18 protein-coding genes and 2 other annotated features are annotated in these 19,268 nt (G+C 38.1%); of the genes, 1 reads left to right on the forward strand and 17 read right to left on the reverse strand.

Going from position 1 to position 19,268, the window contains the following annotated elements; genetic code table 11:
* Positions 1 to 2 precede the first annotated feature (2 nt).
* On the reverse strand, positions 3 to 917 hold the full coding sequence (locus tag GH715_RS17080; RefSeq protein WP_153836611.1) for an NADP-dependent oxidoreductase: 915 nt from the start codon (positions 915 to 917) through the stop codon (positions 3 to 5).
* Between the two features lie 42 nt (positions 918 to 959).
* On the reverse strand, positions 960 to 1,298 hold the full coding sequence (locus tag GH715_RS17085) for a VOC family protein (protein ID WP_153836610.1): 339 nt from the start codon (positions 1,296 to 1,298) through the stop codon (positions 960 to 962).
* Between the two features lie 148 nt (positions 1,299 to 1,446).
* Here GH715_RS17085 and GH715_RS17090 point away from each other — a divergent pair, with 148 nt between their 5' ends.
* Positions 1,447 to 2,328: a LysR family transcriptional regulator gene (locus GH715_RS17090; RefSeq protein WP_153836609.1), complete on the forward strand. Its 882-nt coding sequence runs from the start codon at positions 1,447 to 1,449 to the stop codon at positions 2,326 to 2,328.
* A 77-nt stretch (positions 2,329 to 2,405) separates the two neighbouring features.
* Here GH715_RS17090 and GH715_RS17095 read toward each other — a convergent pair whose 3' ends face one another.
* The 15 genes from GH715_RS17095 to GH715_RS21830 form a co-directional block, all read right to left on the reverse strand.
* The gene (locus GH715_RS17095; protein WP_153836608.1) at positions 2,406 to 3,320 is read right to left on the reverse strand and encodes a carbohydrate ABC transporter permease; all 915 of its coding nucleotides are present in this window, start codon (positions 3,318 to 3,320) and stop codon (positions 2,406 to 2,408) included.
* A gap of 33 nt (positions 3,321 to 3,353) precedes the next feature.
* A complete protein-coding gene (locus GH715_RS17100; protein ID WP_153836607.1) occupies positions 3,354 to 4,304 on the reverse strand; it encodes an ABC transporter permease in 951 nt (316 codons plus the stop codon).
* 64 nt (positions 4,305 to 4,368) lie between these two features.
* A complete protein-coding gene (locus GH715_RS17105; protein ID WP_163578731.1) occupies positions 4,369 to 5,982 on the reverse strand; it encodes an extracellular solute-binding protein in 1,614 nt (537 codons plus the stop codon).
* A 731-nt stretch (positions 5,983 to 6,713) separates the two neighbouring features.
* On the reverse strand, positions 6,714 to 7,499 hold the full coding sequence (trpA, locus tag GH715_RS17110) for a tryptophan synthase subunit alpha (RefSeq protein ID WP_153837000.1): 786 nt from the start codon (positions 7,497 to 7,499) through the stop codon (positions 6,714 to 6,716).
* Positions 7,492 to 8,697 (reverse strand): tryptophan synthase subunit beta, encoded by a 1,206-nt coding sequence (trpB, locus tag GH715_RS17115; RefSeq protein WP_153837001.1) that lies wholly within the window; start codon positions 8,695 to 8,697, stop codon positions 7,492 to 7,494. Before trpB ends, trpA begins: the two co-directional genes overlap by 8 nt.
* Positions 8,672 to 9,310 (reverse strand): phosphoribosylanthranilate isomerase, encoded by a 639-nt coding sequence (locus GH715_RS17120; RefSeq protein ID WP_153837002.1) that lies wholly within the window; start codon positions 9,308 to 9,310, stop codon positions 8,672 to 8,674. The genes trpB and GH715_RS17120 overlap by 26 nt, the downstream gene beginning before the upstream one ends.
* Before the next feature lie 2 nt (positions 9,311 to 9,312).
* Positions 9,313 to 10,092: an indole-3-glycerol phosphate synthase TrpC gene (trpC, locus tag GH715_RS17125; protein WP_153837003.1), complete on the reverse strand. Its 780-nt coding sequence runs from the start codon at positions 10,090 to 10,092 to the stop codon at positions 9,313 to 9,315.
* Between the two features lies 1 nt (position 10,093).
* A complete protein-coding gene (trpD, locus tag GH715_RS17130) occupies positions 10,094 to 11,119 on the reverse strand; it encodes an anthranilate phosphoribosyltransferase (protein WP_153837004.1) in 1,026 nt (341 codons plus the stop codon).
* On the reverse strand, positions 11,116 to 11,703 hold the full coding sequence (locus GH715_RS17135; protein ID WP_018933436.1) for an anthranilate synthase component II: 588 nt from the start codon (positions 11,701 to 11,703) through the stop codon (positions 11,116 to 11,118). Before GH715_RS17135 ends, trpD begins: the two co-directional genes overlap by 4 nt.
* On the reverse strand, positions 11,700 to 13,079 hold the full coding sequence (gene trpE / locus GH715_RS17140) for an anthranilate synthase component I (RefSeq protein ID WP_153837005.1): 1,380 nt from the start codon (positions 13,077 to 13,079) through the stop codon (positions 11,700 to 11,702). The genes GH715_RS17135 and trpE overlap by 4 nt, the downstream gene beginning before the upstream one ends.
* 77 nt (positions 13,080 to 13,156) lie before the next feature.
* Positions 13,157 to 13,378 (reverse strand) — a binding site (T-box leader).
* Positions 13,379 to 13,540: 162 nt separating this feature from the next.
* Positions 13,541 to 13,780, reverse strand: a binding site (T-box leader).
* An 85-nt stretch (positions 13,781 to 13,865) separates the two neighbouring features.
* Positions 13,866 to 14,414: a 3-dehydroquinate synthase II domain-containing protein gene (locus tag GH715_RS17145; protein ID WP_153837006.1), complete on the reverse strand. Its 549-nt coding sequence runs from the start codon at positions 14,412 to 14,414 to the stop codon at positions 13,866 to 13,868.
* Between the two features lie 309 nt (positions 14,415 to 14,723).
* On the reverse strand, positions 14,724 to 16,016 hold the full coding sequence (locus GH715_RS17150; protein ID WP_163578732.1) for a Gfo/Idh/MocA family protein: 1,293 nt from the start codon (positions 16,014 to 16,016) through the stop codon (positions 14,724 to 14,726).
* A 324-nt stretch (positions 16,017 to 16,340) separates the two neighbouring features.
* Positions 16,341 to 17,120 carry a 3D domain-containing protein gene (locus tag GH715_RS17155; protein WP_153837008.1) on the reverse strand — a complete coding sequence of 260 codons (780 nt, stop codon included), beginning with the start codon at positions 17,118 to 17,120 and terminating at the stop codon, positions 16,341 to 16,343.
* A gap of 204 nt (positions 17,121 to 17,324) precedes the next feature.
* A complete protein-coding gene (locus GH715_RS17160) occupies positions 17,325 to 18,869 on the reverse strand; it encodes a bifunctional metallophosphatase/5'-nucleotidase (protein ID WP_153837009.1) in 1,545 nt (514 codons plus the stop codon).
* 100 nt (positions 18,870 to 18,969) lie between these two features.
* Positions 18,970 to 19,092: a hypothetical protein gene (locus tag GH715_RS21830; protein WP_276208126.1), complete on the reverse strand. Its 123-nt coding sequence runs from the start codon at positions 19,090 to 19,092 to the stop codon at positions 18,970 to 18,972.
* Between the last annotated feature and the right edge of the window lie 176 nt (positions 19,093 to 19,268).

A 19,268-nucleotide genomic window follows, 5' to 3' on the forward strand; every position in this document is an offset into this window, starting at 1 on the left:
GCTTAATCAATGGTAAGAACCACTTTTCCGTATCCGTGTCCTGTTTCTACTTCCCGGTGCGCCTCGACCACTTTGTCAATCGGAAATGATTTTCTAATATGAATAGTTAATTTTCCTTTCATATAAAGGTTAACTAGTTCGGAAAGGCGCTCCGTTGAACGTCGACTTCTTATAGGGCGAACTCCAAGTTCCTCTACTAGGTCGAATGCAACAATTGTCCCAATACGATCTTTGTTTTCAACAATGTCTATCGAAGCGATCAGAGCCTCACTTCCCGCGGCATCAAGAGCTACGTCTATTCCGTCCAATGCGAGAGAACGCACTCTGTTAACAAGTCCATCTCCATAAGTGACAGGAACTACCCCAAGTGATCGCAGGTAATCATGATTGTATTCACTTGCAGTGCCGATGACGGTTGCTCCCCATGCTTGAGCTATTTGTGCTGCGAAGGTACCAACTCCCCCTGCTGCCGCGTGAATCAATATGGTGTCTCCCTTACCAACACCAAGTTCTTGTAACGCGGTGTGAGCTGTTTGACCTGATGCTGTTATGACACCTGCTTCTTCCCAAGTCATCTGCTGTGGCTTTTTCACGATTTGATCTGCTTTAACTACTACATATTCTGCATAACAAGCCATTAACTCCCAGCCTAAAACCTCGTCTCCCACTTCAAATCCTAAGACTTCTTTACCGACTTGATCAATCACTCCTGAAAACTCGTTACCAAGAACTTGCGGAAATTTCACCGTCAACCCTGGAGGTGTCCAGTCTCCCTTTCGCACAGCACAGTCAAATGGTTGAATGCCAGCGGATTTGACCCGAACGCGTACTTTATCGTTAGTTGCTTGTGGGTCATCAACTTCCATTACATGCAAAACCTCTGCAGGTCCATAATTAGAAAACGCTGCTACTTTCATATACCTCTCATCCTTTGTTAGTGTTTATTTATATGACAATAATCATTTAAAGACCTCGACTGTAAAGCCTCCTGGTGTTTTCATATAAAATGTCCAACGATGTGCTCTTTTAGGAGCCTTTACATCAAATCCATCATTTTTCATACGTTGATTGATTTCATTTACCTGTTCTTCACTCTCCTGCTCAAATCCGATATGAAAGGAATTAGGATAGTTGACTTTAGAACCCTTCGTTAAAGCAAGCAATAGTCCATCATCATCTACCAACAAGGCAAAGGAATCTTTATAAGTGCTCCTAGTTTGTACATCGAAATATTTTTCTAAAAACAATCGAGTAGCGTTAACATCAGTAACAGTTAAGTTAATATGGTTTAACTTCATACATAACACTCCATTTCTAGATTTCTGTTGACCGCTATTTTTGTTGTCAACTTACAGTATTTATTTTAATATCATAATTAGATAAATGATAATATATATTTATTCATTAATATATATACTTGAGTATATGAATAATGGAGGGATATGAATGGAAATGTTGCAGTTATATTATTTCCGAACAGTTGCCAAACTTGAACATATGAGTAAAGTAGCAGAAGAAATTCGCATTGCGCAACCAGCTCTTAGTAAAACGATTGCCCGGTTAGAAGAGGATTTAGGCGTACCTTTATTCGAGCGTAAGGGAAGGAACATCAAACTGAACTCATTTGGGAAAGTATTTTTGAAGAAAGTCGAAATGGCACTGGGAGCTCTTGAAGAAGGGCGAAAAGAAATAGCAGACCTTGCAGGAATGGAACAGATGCGAGTCTTTTTATCCACTTCCACTCATAAATGCTTTTCTGACATTATTGGCTCTTTCCTATCTAAGTATCCTGATATAAAACTTCAAATCAGCCAAGCCACAACTCAAGAAAAGGTAAAACAATTAAGAAATCGTGAGATTGATTTTTGTATTACTTTCCCACCATTAGAAGAGGAGGGAATCAAAGGAAAATCCTTTCTCACTGAAGAAATATTATTAGCTGTTCCTTCTACACACCGATTTGCTAATCGAAAAAGTATCCATCTGAAAGAACTGGCAGACGATTCATTTATAAATATGAAAGAAGGGAATCCTTTTCGAGCAATGACGGACTCTTTTTGTAAAGAAGCAGATTTTACGCCGAATATAGTTTGTGAAGTTGACGAACTTTCTGCCATCAGTCACTTCCTTCGCACAGGTATTGGTGTTGCCTTTTTACCGCAAACCTTCTTTGAAGATAAAAATCCACCATACCACTTAGTGCATATCGATGAACCCGTATGTCAGCGAACCTATCAAATCGCATGGCTTGAAGATCGTTATCTAGCCAAGGCAGCTTGTACATTTCGAGATTATGTAGTTGATTATTTTAACGATTTTTATAATTAAATATAAGATGTTATTTGTTGGCGAGATTCTAAACTTATCTCGCCAACAGATTAATTTATCTCGTAAGTAGACTAGTTTTATCCTTTTACAGATCCGATTAGTACACCTTTTTCAAAGTATTTCTGGATAAACGGATACAAAATTAGCACTGGCAGCGAAGATACGATAATAACACCATATTTAACCTGATCGGCATAACGTTGTGCATAACCTCCACCTGTTCCACCGCTCCCCGCACCTTCGGCAAACACTTGATTGGATAAAAGAATATCTCGCAACACAATCTGCAATGGCTGTAAATCGTAATTACGGATATAAATTAACCCAGTAAAGAAGTCATTCCAGTGCCACACTAGATAATAAAGTCCGATTACAGCAGTTACAGCTTTGGACAATGGCAATACGATCGATGAGAAAAACTTAAAATGTGAGCAGCCATCCATTGTTGCAGCTTCAAACATCTCGTGCGGTATGTTGTTCTCAAAGAATGTTCTTGTAATAATTAAATTAAATACATTCACCGTAAGTGGATTAAAGATAAACACCCACGGCGTATCAATTAAACTTAAATCTCTCATTAACATATAGGTAGGAATTAACCCACCATTAAAAAACATTGTGAAGATAAAGAAAAACATCAAAAATCTTCGAGCTTTAAACTCATGGCGTGACAACACATATGCTGCCGGTAAAGTTAACAATAAATTAACGAACGTCCCAAAAAGGGCGTAGAACAATGTATTGCGATAGCCAATCCAAACTCTCGAATCGGAAAAAATCTGTTCATATCCAAATAAACTAAAACCTTTCGGAACAAAAAGTACTTTTCCGGTCGAAACATAAGTAGGATCACTAATCGAAGCAATCACGATAAAATAAATTGGATAGGCTACAATAAAGAATATTAAAATGCATATCGCCACTACAGTAGCATCGAATAGTAAATCAGTTGGTTTTTTATTTCTTATTCTATTCATTGTGATAGAAGGCATTGCACTTCCTCCTTCAAATTGATTTGAGCTAACTTACCACAAACTAATGCGAGCCACTTTCTTTGCAATGGTATTAACAATAACTAGCATCATAAAATTAATCATCGTATTAAACAGACCAATCGCAGCGGCATAGCTAAATTGATTGGATACGATACCAGTTTTATAGACATATGTTTCAATCACTTCTGATATTGGTAAGTTGAGAGAATTTTGCATCAGGAATATTTTTTCAAATCCTGTACTGATAACTGTCCCCATGTTTAGTATTAATAAAATGATGATGGTCGGAATGATAGCCGGTATCTCTACATTTCTAATAATTTGCCATTTATTCGCCCCATCAATTTTGGCTGCATCATATAGTTGTGGATCAACAGCAGCCAACGCGGCCAGATAAATAATACTGTTCCATCCGACATGCTGCCACACATCTGATAATACATAGATAGGAACAAATGCTTTCACAGACGCTAACAGGTTGCCTTCCACACCTAGTTTTGCTAATAATAAACCGATAACTCCAGTATTTGGAGATAACATTACATTTAATAACCCTACTAATACAACGATGGAAATAAAATGAGGCAAATAAACAGTCGTTTGTAAGATCCGTTTTCCTCTTTTCCATCTGATTTGGTTTACTAATAATGCGAGCGCAATTGGTGCCGGGAAACCTACAACAATCGTCGTGATACTGATGAGTAACGTATTACGAATCAGATCCCAAAAAAGGTGACTATTGATAAACTGTTCAAAATATTTAAGTCCTGCCCAATCTCCACCCGTCAAACCAGCCGTGAAATCATATTCCCGAAATGCTAATTGAATCCCATACATCGGAATATAATTAAATATAATTACACAGATGATTGCAGGTAGAATCATTAGCCACAATTGATAGTCTCTTCTTAACGTATTAAGAATAGTTGCTTTCTTCGCCGTGGGCAAAGTCTCCGTATTCGTTCCTTGGGTCAAGGCCATGATATGACTCTCCTTTTTTATAGAGAGATATCAGCCTTTAGCTAATATCTCTCCTTCTAGTTTTCTAATTTAATTGTTCCTTGTAATCATCATAGTAACCTTGGATAATCTCAATGTTGGATGGTAATCCCATCTGTTCTACTTGTTGCACATAGCTATCCCACTCATCTTCAATACCACCTGAGGTGATCCACTCGCCAAACTTGGAGATTGCAATATTCATAAAGTCTGTATTAACAAGCGTCATTTGGTTATGGTCCTCTTCGGAGTATTTCAGCATCATTCCCGGGAACACATCATTTTCACGATCCAATGATTCAAATACATCATTAAATGGTGCTTGTTGTTCATCTACTGCCTGCATATCCACAGGTAATTCAACATCTAATTGATCAGAGATGAACATTGGACCGTTATCTGCCCAAGTAGAAGTCCATTTCCATGTGCCTGGATCCATTTCTTCATCTTGAGGTTCGAGAACCTTGTAGGAGTTATCTCCAGTCTTTTCAATATTAGGGCCGATAGAGCCAAATAGCACTTGTAGGCTGACTTCAGGGTCGTATAGTTCATTGATAAACTTCATGGCTGCTTCTTTATTGCTTGTCGCTGATGACATTTGAATGAAGTTAACACCGAAGTTCAATTCATTATAGTCATAGGACCAGCTTACTTCACCATCATAATCAGCTGAGACCTTCATCGGATCAAACGTTTCGTATTGATCTGCAACACCTAAACCGAATCTGTCTGTTTTTTCCCAACCAAAGGTATAACCTATTTTGGCATCTTCACCTTCACCACGTGCTAAAGCCTGATATTGTGAATAATCTTGTGTAAAAGCTTCATCATTTATTAAACCGTTTTCATATAATTTATTTAAAAAGGAAACGAATGTTTTGTATCTTTCATCGACAAAGAAGTTTTTCACTTCACCGTCTTCCAGGAAGTAACCTTGGCCACCACCACCAGTTACTGTCATTCCCATACTGCCAAGTAATACAGTTGGATGGAAATAACCAAATCCTGTTTCAGCTACTGGGGCAAAGTCCATTGGAATTTCATCATTTGGATCACCATTTCCATTGGCATCCTCTTCTTTAAAAGCCATTAATACATCAAACAATTCATCCCAATTCGTCGGGGTATCTAATCCAAGATTGTCTAGCCATTGTTGATTAATAAATTGCATGGTAGCTGTTTCTGGCCAGAACTGTTGATATTTGGATAAGCCATAAATTTCTCCATCCGTTTGTGTTGAAAGTAATTCCGTTTCTGGTTGCTCATCAAACATAGCTTGGATATTTGGTCCATGTTCTTCTATCAATGGTTTTAAGTTTTCAAATAAACCAGGGAACTGTGCAAAGTCTGCATCTGTGATCGCATTTGGACCGACAATTATATCAGGGATATCACCACCTGCTAACATGGCACCTTTCTTCTGATCCCAGTCAGCGGTAACTTCTTCCCATTTAATTTCTACACCTGCTCGTTCTTCCACTTCTGCTAACCATTCCATGTCTTCAAGGTCTTTGGTCAGTGGATGCTTTGTTATCAGTCCTGTTAATACAACCTTTCCATCCTCTGTTTCTTCGGGCTCATTACTTGTTTCGTCATTACTACAAGCTGCTAATATAAGCATCAAACAAATTGTGATAAATAAAATTATTTTGTTCTTCACACCTAATTCCCCCTCATTCATTCTTCACTGCTAAACAAATTGATACACATATTTTTCAAAGTTTTTAAAGAGTATACAAATGTACATAATGGAAAAGCACATAATATTACTTAAACATTCGCCACCTCTCCCTGATAAATTAAATAATTTATGATATCGCTTACAACATTTAGATAATAAATAAATATCTTCATTTCTTGTTCGTACATATTTTCGATCTATTGCAATAGAACTTATTTACAGTATGCCATTATATACAAGGTGTGTGAATTCACTTTTTTTATGAAAACATATCCTTTTTTTAGATTCAACTCTAATCTTTTTATAATTTCAGTTCGTTTGATTAATGAATATACTAACTAAACACGAGGAGCATAGATAGACTAAAAAAGTTGTTTGGATAAGAAGATACGTTCATGTAAAAAATTTGTGCTTACAAATTTTGATGCTTTACTGATTAGATTTCGCGGGTTTATTTGCAATTTGAGGATTTTATTTGCATCTTCGGGATTTTATTTGCATCTTCGGGATTTTATTTGCATCTTCGGGATTTTATTTGCATCTTCGGGATTTTATTTGCATCTTCCGGATTTTATTTGCAACTTCGGGATTTTATTTGCATCTTCGGGATTTTATTTGCATCTTCGGGATTTTATTTGCATCTTCGGGATTTTATTTGCATCTAAAAAAAGCGCTTGAGGTGCGGGCACCTCAAGCGACTTTTTTCAGGGTTACTGTTTTGATAGGCGGGCGGAACCGATTAATTCACGGATTGCAGCTCGATCATTTTTATATAACGAATCAACAATTTTACTTCCGACTACGACTCCATCACAATGCTCGGTTAATGAGCGGACATGCTCTGGACTGGATACACCGAATCCTGCAAGAACAGGAACATTACTTTTTCCTCGTAAAGTCTCTAAATGAGTTCCGAGATAGTCTTTGAAGGAAGATCGTACACCAGTAGTTCCCGTTACTGTTACCGCATAGAGAAAACCTTCCGTTCGTTTAGCGATTTCTGCTAAGCGTTCTTCTGTACTGGTTAGTGCTGCTAAGCGAATAAGAGCAATGTCGTTTTCCATTAAAGCAGGAACAACGATTCCTTCTTCTTCTAAAGGTAAATCGGGAATAATTAATCCGTCTACTCCCGCTTCTGCACAGGATTTAGCGAAGTTATCCACACCATATGCATGAATTGGATTAATATAGGTCATCAATACAATCGGGATATTTCGCTCTTCCTTCCCTTCTTTTAATTTATCTAATACAGCACGGAGTGATACACCATTTGCTAATGCTCGAAGGCCTGATTCTTGAATGGTAGGGCCATCTGCTACTGGGTCGGAAAAGGCAATCCCTAATTCAATGACCGTTGCACCTGCTTCTTCTAAAAAGGCTAATTGTTCATCTAATTTGTCTAAACCGCCATCACCAGCCATAATATATGGTACAAAGGCTTTGTCTCCTCGTTCTAATACGTCATGAAATGCTTGATCTATTTTTACCTTACCCATTTGCTTCACCACCTAATGCATCTCTTACTGTTTCCACATCTTTATCACCACGGCCTGATAAACAAATAACCATAACCTCATCTTCGTTCATTTCCTTGGCTAGTTTCATCGCATATGCAATCGCATGGGAGCTTTCCAATGCTGGAATAATTCCTTCTGTTCTGGATAATTCCTGTAATCCCTCGAGTGCTTCTTCGTCGGTAATATCCACATAGTTGACACGGCCAATATCGCGTAAGTGACTATGCTCTGGGCCTACTCCAGGATAATCAAGACCAGCAGAAATCGAATGTGCTTCTTGAATCTGCCCGTTCTCGTCTTGTAATAAATAAGTCATCGTACCGTGTAGGATACCTTTTTTTCCATAACTTAATGTAACAGCATGCTGATCAGTATCGACACCTTTTCCACCAGCTTCTACTCCATAAAGCTTGACTTCTTCATCCTCGACAAATGGAAAGAACATGCCCATTGAGTTACTGCCGCCACCGATACAGGCAACTACCGCGTCTGGTAGGCTTCCTTCTTTTTCTTTTACTTGTTTCTTCGTTTCAGTACCAATCATGCTTTGAAAGTCTCTTACTATTTGCGGAAACGGATGCGGTCCTACTACAGAACCAATAATATAATGGGTATCTTCCACATTACTTACCCAGTAGCGCAATGCCTCGTTTACAGCATCCTTCAACGTACCGCTACCCTGATCAACACTTTCAACACGAGCACCTAATAACTCCATGCGGAAGACGTTCAATTTTTGACGACGCACATCTTCTTTCCCCATGAAAATCACACACTCTAAACCAAGCAATGCACATACCGTAGCTGTTGCCACACCATGTTGACCTGCCCCTGTTTCTGCGACAACTTTTTTCTTGCCCATTCGTAATGTTAAAAGTGCCTGACCTAATGCATTATTAATTTTGTGAGCACCGGTATGATTTAAGTCTTCTCGCTTCAAGTAAATCTTTGGTCCGCCTAATTTTTTGGAAAAACGTTCAGCATAATATAATGGTGTTTCTCTTCCTACATATTCTTTTAAATAATAATCGAATTCTGCTAAAAATTGCTCATCTTTAATAGCTTCTTGATATGCTTTTTCCAGCTCTAAAACGGCTGGCATTAACGTTTCCGGTACAAAACGACCACCGTATTCACCATAATGGCCTGTTTCATTTGGCGCCTGATAGTTTGCCATTTCCATCACCTTTCTTTGCTGCATCTATAAATGCTTTTATTTTTTCTAAATCCTTTTCTCCACTTGTTTCGACTCCACTGGAAACATCAACACCTGCAGGAGCCACTTCTGCGATTGCTTCTTCAATGTTTTCTACTTTAAGGCCACCTGCAAGCAAGATCTTTTTATTTAAAAAGTCAAACTCTTTTGCTACCTGCCAGTCGAATGCTTCACCTGAGCCACCGCGGTATTTACCGCTCGGGCTATCCAGTAAATAGTACGCACATTCATAAGAACTGATTTTATCCAGGTCACTCGCCCCGCGGACCTCGAATGCCTTAATTACCGGTAAGCCAATTTCCTGACAAAAGGCTGGCGATTCATCCCCATGTAATTGCACATAATCCAAGCCGACATCTTGAGCGATTTCCCGAATCACCTCGATATCTTCATTCACAAAAACACCAACTTTCTTCACATTGGACGGAACAAATTGTGCCAGATTTGCTGCCTGTTCTTTCGTCACTCGTCGTTTACTTTTGGCAAAAACAAATCCGATAAAATCTGCACCTGCTTCTGCCGCAGTTTGAATTGCCTGTTTATTTTGTAACCCGCAAATTTTTACTTGAACCATATTTATTCTCCTAACGGTACTCGTAAACTATCGAATGTTTCTTTTAAATCGACAGAACGCATCATCGTTTCACCAACTAAAATTCCTCTTGCGCCAACTTTTTGCACCCGTTCCACGTCTGATTTTTCCTTCATACCACTTTCACTAATTAATAGCGTCTTCGTTGTATCGATTTTTTCTGCCAGTCTCTCCGTTGTAGCAAGATCGACTTCAAATGTTTTCAAATCACGGTTATTAATCCCGATAATTTGAGCACCGATTCTTTGAGCAACTGCTAATTCTGCTTCGTTGTGTACTTCGAATAATATTTCCAGTCCTTTTTCACTTGCATATTGATATAATTCCGCTAGTCTTTGTTCAGGAAGTGCCGCTGCAATTAATAAGATTAAATTTGCACCTGCATCATACGCACGATCAATTTGGATTTCATCAATAATGAAGTCCTTATTTAATACCGGAATGTCAACCACTTCTCTAACTTCTTGCATATCTTCCATTGTTCCTTGAAAAAAAGGTGTATCGGTTAACACCGAAATTGCACCTGCTCCACACGTTTCATAGATACGTCCTTGCGCACTAGGTTCGACCCCATCATTGATTAACCCTTTAGACGGAGAAGCTCGTTTCATTTCTGCTATAATACTCATTTTGTCTGCGTTCATAAAGCTATCATATAAGGAAACATTCACTCGTTTTGCTTGGATTTCTCCAGGCTGATAGCTTTCTTTTAAATCTGCTACTTCCTTTTGCTTTTCTGCTAAAATCTTATCTAAAATAGTCATATTACACCTCTTGTTTCATCTTATTGCTTATGGTAATAAGATTTTCCAATTTGGCTAAGGCCGCACCTGAATCAATCGACTCTCGTGCTAATTCTACCCCTTCTTGCACCGTACCTGCCTTACCATTAGCGAAAATACCTAACCCTGCGTTTAATAAAACAGTGTCTCGATGTGGTCCTTTATTTCCTTCTAATACACTGCGTAAAATCTCGGCATTTTCTTTCGCATCGCCACCTCTGATTAAATCATTTTCTACCATTGGCAAGTTCACTTCTTCTGGTTTAAGGGTGAATTTCATGATTTCTCCTCGATCTAATAATACCAAATGATTCTCACCTGCTAAAGATGCTTCATCCATATAACCAGCACCATTGATAACCAATGCTCGCCTGCGACCTAATTTATGCAGAACAGCTGCCATTTTTTCTAATGAATCACGACGATAAGTCCCCATCAATTGCGATGTTAGTTTTACAGGGTTCGTTAATGGCCCAATGACATTAAAAATGGTCGGCACGCCTAATTCTCTTCTCACTTTCATCGCACGCTTCATTGCTGGATGTACATTCGGTGCAAATAAGAAAGCAATACCGTTTTGTTTTAAGATCTCATATGTTTCTGGTCTTGTAAATTCTAATGGTACACCGAGATGCTCTAAAACATCTGCACTTCCTGTTTTACTAGAAATACTACGATTCCCATGTTTGGCAACGGTAATACCTGCACCTGCAATAACAAAAGCAGACGTTGTACTGATATTAAAACTTTGAGAACCATCGCCTCCTGTACCACAGTTATCCATTGCCTCTGTCAGGTCATCGGGCAATGCAAGTGGAGAAATCTCTAACAAAACGTTGACTAATCCAGTAATTTCATCAACTGTTTCTCCTTTTGTCTTCAAAGCTGATAAAAAGGCACCAATCGCTATATCACTTGTTTCTTCTGAAAAAATATACCTAGCTGCTTCTTCCATTTCCATTAATGTCAAATCTTCTTTTTCCATCACTTTTTTTAAAAATGTTTTCATGCTTGTTGCCCCTTTCTAATCGACTCAAAAAAATTGTTTAGTAATTGCTTTCCTTTTCCTGTTCCAATGGATTCTGGGTGAAACTGCAAACCATAAACAGGTAAATAGGTATGTTTGACCGCCATGATTTCCTGATCATCCATTGCCGTTGCCGTTATTAACAGCTGGTCAGGAAGTGTATCTTTTTCAATAACAAGAGAGTGATAACGCATCACCTCTAATGGTTGTTCCAAATAATTAAAGATTTCATCGTTTTGATGACGAATCATCGAGGTTTTACCATGTTTAATCTGTCCAGCATGTGTGACAGTTGCTCCATACGCGGCACCTATTGCCTGATGCCCTAGACAAATACCTAAAATCGGAAACTCACTTGATAAACTTTTGACTATATCGATACAAATCCCAGCTTGTTCTGGAATTCCAGGTCCAGGTGATAAAATAATCGCTTCCGGCTTTAATTGTCTGATTTCATCAATGGTTATTTTGTCATTGCGGACGACTTTCACTTCTTTGCCAAGCTCTGACATATATTGAAACAAGTTGTAGGTGAAAGAATCATAGTTATCAATTAATAAAATCATTTTTTACTAACCTCCAATAGCGATTTTGCCTTATTTAATGTCTCCTGGTATTCTGATTGTGGATCAGAATCATAAACGATCCCCGCTCCTGCTTGCACATAAGCTTGGCTTCCTTTAATGACCATCGTACGGATCGCTAACGCTAAATCGAGATCACCATTCATATTGATGTAACCGACAGCCCCTGCGTAGACGCCTCGCTTTTTGTCTTCGAGATCATTAATAATTTGCATCGCCCGAATTTTCGGTGCTCCTGAAACCGTTCCTGCCGGCAGGGTCGATACTAGGGCATCTAATCCAGTGTAATCTTGTGTTAATTCACCATGCACTTCAGAGACAATGTGCATAACATGTTGATAACGTTCAATCACCATGTATTTCGGAATGGTGATCGAACCAATTTCACAAACGCGACCAAGATCATTTCGGCTTAAATCTACTAGCATTTTGTGTTCTGCTAATTCCTTATCATCTGCTAATAATTCTGTTGCTAATTGCTGATCTTCTGCTTTTGTTTTCCCTCTTGGTCTTGTACCTGCAATCGGGTTTGTCACAACATTTCGTCCGGTTGTTTTAATTAAACTCTCTGGTGAGGCGCCAAGCACAATATAATCATCAAAATCGATAAAATACATATAAGGTGATGGATTCGCTACCCTCAACCTACGATAAAAGGTAAACGGGTCAGCATCGAAGCTTGCTTTCATCCGTTGTGATAAGACCACTTGGAATATATCGCCGTCTTTAATATGTTGTTTAGCTGTTTCGACCATGTTTAGGAATGTTTCTTTTTCAATTGATGGTTCGAAACTAACGAGTAACTCTTCATCAGGTATTGTCGGCTCTGGTGTTAAGATTTGATCTTGTAGCTGAGCTAAGTTGGCCTCTAATTGGTCATCATCTCTTGAACCATCTAAATTGACTGTCATGATGGTAACTTTTTGTTTGATATGATCAAAAACGATAACATCCTGGTAAAACATCATGTGAACATCTGGCATATCCATTTCGTCATCTAACAGTTCACCAATGTATTCATATTGTCGAATCGCATCATAACTGATATATCCAATTGCTCCACTGTAAAAGGCGTATGATAATGGTAATTCTTCATTTGGAATATGTGCTTTAACAACTTCTAATGGCTTTTGCTGGAGCGTTTCAGTTGTTCCAGCAGTATAGTTCGTAACAGTTATGTTGGTTCCCGATCCAATAATTTCTTTGTAAGGATTGAGTCCGATAAAAGAAAATCTCCCCTTTTCATCGTGACTGCCAGAGCTCTCCAGTAAAAATTTCTTCTTACCTTTGACTCTGTTAAATATTGAAATCGGTGTGATCGTATCTCCATTTAGTTCCGTGCTTTTATAGTTAACCATTTTGTTTCGACTCCTTTTTTTGAAAGTTGATGATCCGAATATAAAAAAACCGTCCTTATACAAACTTTACAAGTCTGCATAAGGACGGTTTGGTTACCGCGGTGCCACCTTTTGTTGAGGGCTACTTTCTAGCCTTCCGCTCATTTATCCATTAACGGGGATCAACCGTTGCCTTATACTATCATTTCCAAGGCACTCTCAAAGGTCCATTCCAATTTCCGTGTATACCGGATTCTCAGCATCTCCAGCTCTCTGTCATACAGCGGGGAAATTGTACTCTTCCTTTTCCTCGATTTTTCTTTTATATTTTATTGGACACTTTTGTGGTTTTACTGGACACTTTTTTCATTTATTGGACACTTTCGGGTGTTTTCTGGACACTTTAACTCAATTACTGGACACTTTTCGTGATTTGCTGGACACTTTACTTTTCCAACAATACAAAAAGGGCTTCCACATCCGAAAAGGACGAGGAAACCCGTGGTACCACCTTTATTAGCTGCACATTCATACAGCTCACTTATCACGTCTGATCAACGCTACCCTTTTGCAACGAGTGGGTATCTCGCCAAAGCCTACTAGATGATCGTTCGGTTTGGGGCTCAGAAGTCCATTCACTTATCTTGCACACTGATTCGCACCTACCATCAGCTCTCTTTAGTGCTTGAGTATAAGCTACTTCTCTTCGTCAATGCCATCACGTTTTTAAATGTTGTTACTATCATAGTACGCTCTTAATATTTTGTCAACAACTTTCTTTTTAGTTTTCGGAAAATTTACACAATATTAAAACTCGATTATCTCTTCCTCTATTTTCTCACCAAGATGCCGACCAGGTTGATCAAGTTTTACTAGAATTCGTTCATCTTCTTGGAGTGCGATGGCTGGTTTTTCCTTGTGTTCAGGAGTTAATACATGAACACTGTCTGCTTCTTGAAGAGTCACTGAAATCTCGGTATCGCCAACTTTTGCAACCACTCGCATAAGGGGACGCTTTTCTATTTTTACTCGACCAATGGCAATTTTTCGCATTTCCTCTTTTTCATTATATACCGTGATGACATCACCCGGTTTCAGTTCCGCTAAATAAGCTGTCTTTTCATCCTCTTTAAGTACATAATGATGAATGGCTCCACTATTGATGCGAAATGGTCTGGCTGGATATGTATCGGTTGTCCGATTTTCCGCTAATACTAAAAAGTAGCCATGCCCTGTATTTCCCAACAAAATTCCTTCAGTCGGGGCAAGATGATCCACTAAATCTAGACAGACCCGTGATCCTTCTCCTATACTCTCTATCCGGACTACCTCTGCTTCTTGCAGGTTATTTACCAATTTTTATCCTCCATTCATAATTTTGTGCGTTTTTCCACAGAAATTACATAGTTATTATACCGATTATCATATACAATATAGATTGGATTTACAAATTAGGAGGGATAACAGATGAGAAAATTATTAGTAGTGTTATTTCTTCTATTAATCGCATGCTTCGGTGTGATTGGATTTTCTACTAACGAACAGTCTATAAATGATGATGTAATTGAAATGGAGCAAGATCAATAGAAGAAATATACAGTAAGACTTTGATCAGTGTATCGATAAAAAGCTGTTGACGAAGTGTAGTCAACAGCCTTTTATCTATTATTTCCTTTTCAAATCTACTAGATCATCGACTTTTACTGCTTGCCCTGTTGCTAACGATTTATTTCCAGCAATGCCAGTTAAAATCGAAATGGCACCATCAATATGTGATGCAGCACGGTTAAATTCATCCTCTTTTGGTACCCCAAATAAATCATTTAATAATTCTGGGTCACCCCCGCCATGGCCACCTTCTTTTTCTTCCACTTCTACTTCATATGGTTCACCAAACATCGGTAATACGCGGATTGATTTACCGCTAAGTTTTCCCTCATCACTCTTATTACCACCTGAATTAATATAAGATTGTTCACGCACCTGTACTTCAATTCGTCCTTCTGTACCATTAAAGGCAATCTGGAAGCCTTCCCACGGTAAGTATGCATTTAAGGAATAAGTTAGAATCGCTTTGTTTTTGTACGTCACATTTACACCTAATGTGTCTTCAATGTTAATTCCATCACCAAACACACTTTGATCACGGTGATATCCGTCTTCTTTTTCAGCATCTAAATACATCGATTTCAAATGTTCATTAGATTCTAAGTCAATTGCAAAAGGATCATTTTTTGCATACTCACTTCCATGTGCTCGTTCATAGAATTTCGTCACGCCTCGTTCTTCGGCATTTTCTTTTCCGTAAAAACGAAGTCCGCCTGTTGCATAAACTACATCTGGTGCTGTGTTGAGCCAGAAGTTAACCAGGTCAAAGTGGTGTGTCGATTTGTGAACGAGTAAACCACCACTGTTACGTTTATCACGATGCCAACGACGGAAATAATCTGCTCCATGCTGTGTATCCAATGCCCACTCAAAATGAACAGAATTAACCTGACCAATTACATCATCGCGAATTAACTCACGGATCTTCGTATTATGTGGTGCATAACGATAATTGAATGTAACACGAACATTTTGACCTGTGCGTTCAATTGCATCAATAATTGCTTGTGTTTTCTCTTCATCGACTGTCATCGGTTTTTCCGTAATCGCATCACAGCCTAATTCCATTGCACGGATTATATATCGATGATGCGTTCTATCCATTGAGGTAACAATGACAATGTCTGGCTTTTCCGTTGCAATCATTTCATCAAATTGATCAGCTGTATACGTATTAATTTCTGAAACTCCATATTTGTCTTTTAATAGTTTGTTGGCATAGTCTAATCGTGTTTGATTGGTATCACAAAAAGCTACTAATTCACATGTTTCCTGAAAATCACGCACCATTGCTCCATAGAAAAACTCTGCACGGCCACCGGTTCCAACTAAAACATATTTTTTCTTCACTTCGCACACTCCCAATGTTATTTTTGTAATCGCTTGCAGTTTTATAATAACAACGTTGTTAAAATTATAAGATATTTACCCTGAAATAGCAACTCTTAATCTGTGGTTTTTTTTAATTGTTTTTGATTTGATTTGTTTTTGTCCAAAATTGTTAGAAAAGCGAAACGATGATAACTTTTCGTAGGGCTCTTTCGAGAAGTATCTTAGTTTTTGGTGGCTTGGAGCAAGACATCTTCATTTAACACGGTCATTGTGCTAATTTTATACTTTCTTAGCAACAAAAAACTCCCCCGTATTAAAACGAGAGAGTTTCTAATTACTTTACTAGTCTAATATAGTGACGTCGACAGTGCGGACGCCCCAGTCGTAGGCTTCGTCTTTCGTTGGAACATGAATATCGATTTTGTTCCCTTTGATTGCTCCACCAGTATCTCCAGCAATTGCTTCTCCATAACCTTCTACATGTACTCTACTTCCAAGTGGAATAACGTTAGGATCTACTGCAATTACTTTCATGTTAGGATTTTCTATTAAATCAATCCCTGTAGAAGTAACACCTGAACAACCATCACATTCTGCTGTATATGCAGTTGCTGTTACTGAGATAGTTTCACCAGTTTGGTCGTTAGAAGATTCTTCCTTTGCTGTATTCGCTTGTTTTTCGACCTTTGGCTCTGTAGCTTCTGGCGTTTCTTCTGTCTGATTTACTTCCTTCGTTTCCTCATCCTGATGTTCTTCAGACTGTTCTTTGTTTACATCCTTGATGATTAATTCTTCATCAATAATAATTAAATCTGTTTCGAGGTTATTCCATTCTTTTAAATCGCTAACCGTTACGTCATACTCATGAGCGATTTCGCTTAATGAATCACCTCTTTCGACAGTGTAATTAATTTCTCTATCTATCTCTAAAATTTGTTTTGGAAGAATTAAGTCTGAATCTAGCTCGTTAATCTCCTTTAGATCTGCAACTGTTGTGTTATGTTCTTGTGCAATGTCCCACAAACTATCCCCTTTTTCTACCTCGTATTCTGCTGCCGAAATTGGTAGCACAAAAAAGAAGCTAGTTGTAACAAAACCTACTGACACTAAAAACCTTCGCATCATAGTTGCCTCCTTTCAATGTTGACAAGCACCAATATAACACATCGAAATACCCTTTGTGGTTACAGTGAATTTAAGAGTCTGTAACAAAAATTACGATGTTACATATGCTTGTCACATTTGTCATTATGGGGCAACAATGGCATGTTTTATACGTCAATTCGTAATATTTTTCTATCTTTATACTATTTTTTTAATCTATCATTATGCGATTATACGAAAATAACTAGTTTGATCAGGAACAAGTTCGTCCCGTTTCAAAAGATCGTCAGCAATCAATTCTGTCATGTCTATTGGGATATCTTTCACCACTTCTTTATTTTTAAACATATAATAATCTCCGCCACCACTGGCACGATAATTGTTCATAACGACTTGAAATTCCTGATTTAAATCAATTGGCTCACCTTGATAATCCAACCTTATCACTCGTTCACCAATTGGATTTGACAGCTTCACTTCGTAGTAAATACCTTGCCACATATCATAATTATAAGGTTGTGGTTTTGGGTTCAAATAAGCTGGATTAATCTCTATTTGATTATTTTCCACCTGAAAGAAACTAGCGGATTTTTCTAATGCGTCTTTAATATCTTGTCCTGTTAATTTCAGTACTTTTAATGTATTGGGATAAATATAATTCGATACAATATCTCTCATTGTTATTTGCTGTGGAAATCCTGGTGACAGATCATGAAATAATGCGGTACACGAAATACCTGCTTCCGCTACATTCATCTGCAATTGATTAATATAGTTAATAAAAGGATGACCATGTAATCGTACTTTCATTGGATCGCTTATTTCCATATCACCCTTTACCGTAGTAATGGTTTGATCTAAGAAAGCTTGAACTTGTCTTTCCTCTTCCCGTATACTATATTCCACTTGGCGATCTACTTCTGTCTGTTCATCTACATGATGCAGAGTAGATGTAATCGATTGGATCGTTTGATCGAATTCTAGCTTTATTTCTGCGATCGCTTGACCATTATTACCAGGTTGAACAACTGTTACTCCATTAATCTTCTCTGTTAAATAACGATGTTGATGACCTGTAATACAGATATCTATTCCTTCTACTTCCTGACAAATTTGATAACCTTGATTTTCTCCTGTGAGGTCTTCTGTCGGTTCACCTGTTTGAGGATCACGTTCTAATCCCCCGTGATAACTGACGACCATCACATCTGGTACTTCTGTTTCACGAATTTTTGCTACCCATTTTTTTGCAGTCTTACAAGCATCGTCAAAAGTAAGGTTTTTAATATGATTGGGATCCTCCCAATTTGGTATGTAATGTGTGGTTAATCCTAATATAGCAATACGTATTCCCGCAATTTCCTTGATGATATAAGGCTTACCTAAAAAAGGTTGATTCGTACTATTATCTACTATATTAGCGGAGAGCCAAGGGAAATCAGAAGCTTCGACAGCTTCTTGTAAATATGGCAATCCATAATTAAATTCATGATTACCAATTACCGCTAGATCATAGTTTAATTGGTTGGCAACCTTAATCATCGGACTAGGTTGATCTGCTTGCTTTTTGGCAAAATAATAGGTGAATGGACTTCCTTGAATAAAATCGCCATTATCTATTAAGATTGTATTGTTTTTCTCTCTTATTTTTTTCAAAATCGTAGCTGCTTTTGCTAGACCGAGCTGTTCTTCTTGATTGTTGCGATAATTCGTTGGCATGATATGACCATGCACATCACTTGTTACACAAATCGAAACTGTCTTCATGTTAACTCCTCCTCTAAAACTATTATCTAACATTATAACGATTTATCATAGATTCAGGAAAAACTTTACATGATCTTAACTGATACTTAACACCAGCTTTTCATTTATTTGATATATTAAAAGTGTTAAAATTGAGCAATGCTGCAAAGATTGCTTTCTCACAAAATGATAGCCCCTTTTTCTTTTGGCCGATGAGATATGTCATCGGCTCTTCTTTTTGCATTCAATAGATATATTTACCCTTAACCAAACCAATCACCTCTCCAGATTTAATGATATTTTACACAGTAGATACAAACTGCGTACTAGTGAATTTTTTCCAAAGAGACTGTCCTCCATTCTTTTCATAAGGAGTGCTGAGATACCGCTCCGGCAGAATACTCCGCTTTCCGTGGGCTC

Origin of the sequence: Gracilibacillus thailandensis, from assembly GCF_010994055.1 — a bacterium.
GTDB lineage: Bacteria > Bacillota > Bacilli > Bacillales > Amphibacillaceae > Gracilibacillus > Gracilibacillus lacisalsi.

What these genes read in the sequence shown, in the direction of transcription:
- GH715_RS17080 (WP_153836611.1), bottom strand. Translation starts at nt 917, where the DNA reads ATGAAAGTAGCAGCGTTTTCTAATTATGGACCTGCAGAGGTTTTGCAT.
- GH715_RS17085 (WP_153836610.1), bottom strand. Translation starts at nt 1,298, where the DNA reads ATGAAGTTAAACCATATTAACTTAACTGTTACTGATGTTAACGCTACT.
- GH715_RS17090 (WP_153836609.1), top strand. Translation starts at nt 1,447, where the DNA reads ATGGAAATGTTGCAGTTATATTATTTCCGAACAGTTGCCAAACTTGAA.
- GH715_RS17095 (WP_153836608.1), bottom strand. Translation starts at nt 3,320, where the DNA reads ATGCCTTCTATCACAATGAATAGAATAAGAAATAAAAAACCAACTGAT.
- GH715_RS17100 (WP_153836607.1), bottom strand. Translation starts at nt 4,304, where the DNA reads ATGGCCTTGACCCAAGGAACGAATACGGAGACTTTGCCCACGGCGAAG.
- trpA (WP_153837000.1), bottom strand. Translation starts at nt 7,499, where the DNA reads ATGGGTAAGGTAAAAATAGATCAAGCATTTCATGACGTATTAGAACGA.
- trpB (WP_153837001.1), bottom strand. Translation starts at nt 8,697, where the DNA reads ATGGCAAACTATCAGGCGCCAAATGAAACAGGCCATTATGGTGAATAC.
- GH715_RS17120 (WP_153837002.1), bottom strand. Translation starts at nt 9,310, where the DNA reads ATGGTTCAAGTAAAAATTTGCGGGTTACAAAATAAACAGGCAATTCAA.
- trpC (WP_153837003.1), bottom strand. Translation starts at nt 10,092, where the DNA reads ATGACTATTTTAGATAAGATTTTAGCAGAAAAGCAAAAGGAAGTAGCA.
- trpD (WP_153837004.1), bottom strand. Translation starts at nt 11,119, where the DNA reads ATGAAAACATTTTTAAAAAAAGTGATGGAAAAAGAAGATTTGACATTA.
- GH715_RS17135 (WP_018933436.1), bottom strand. Translation starts at nt 11,703, where the DNA reads ATGATTTTATTAATTGATAACTATGATTCTTTCACCTACAACTTGTTT.
- trpE (WP_153837005.1), bottom strand. Translation starts at nt 13,079, where the DNA reads ATGGTTAACTATAAAAGCACGGAACTAAATGGAGATACGATCACACCG.
- GH715_RS17155 (WP_153837008.1), bottom strand. Translation starts at nt 17,120, where the DNA reads ATGCGAAGGTTTTTAGTGTCAGTAGGTTTTGTTACAACTAGCTTCTTT.
- GH715_RS17160 (WP_153837009.1), bottom strand. Translation starts at nt 18,869, where the DNA reads ATGAAGACAGTTTCGATTTGTGTAACAAGTGATGTGCATGGTCATATC.
- GH715_RS21830 (WP_276208126.1), bottom strand. Translation starts at nt 19,092, where the DNA reads ATGCAAAAAGAAGAGCCGATGACATATCTCATCGGCCAAAAGAAAAAG.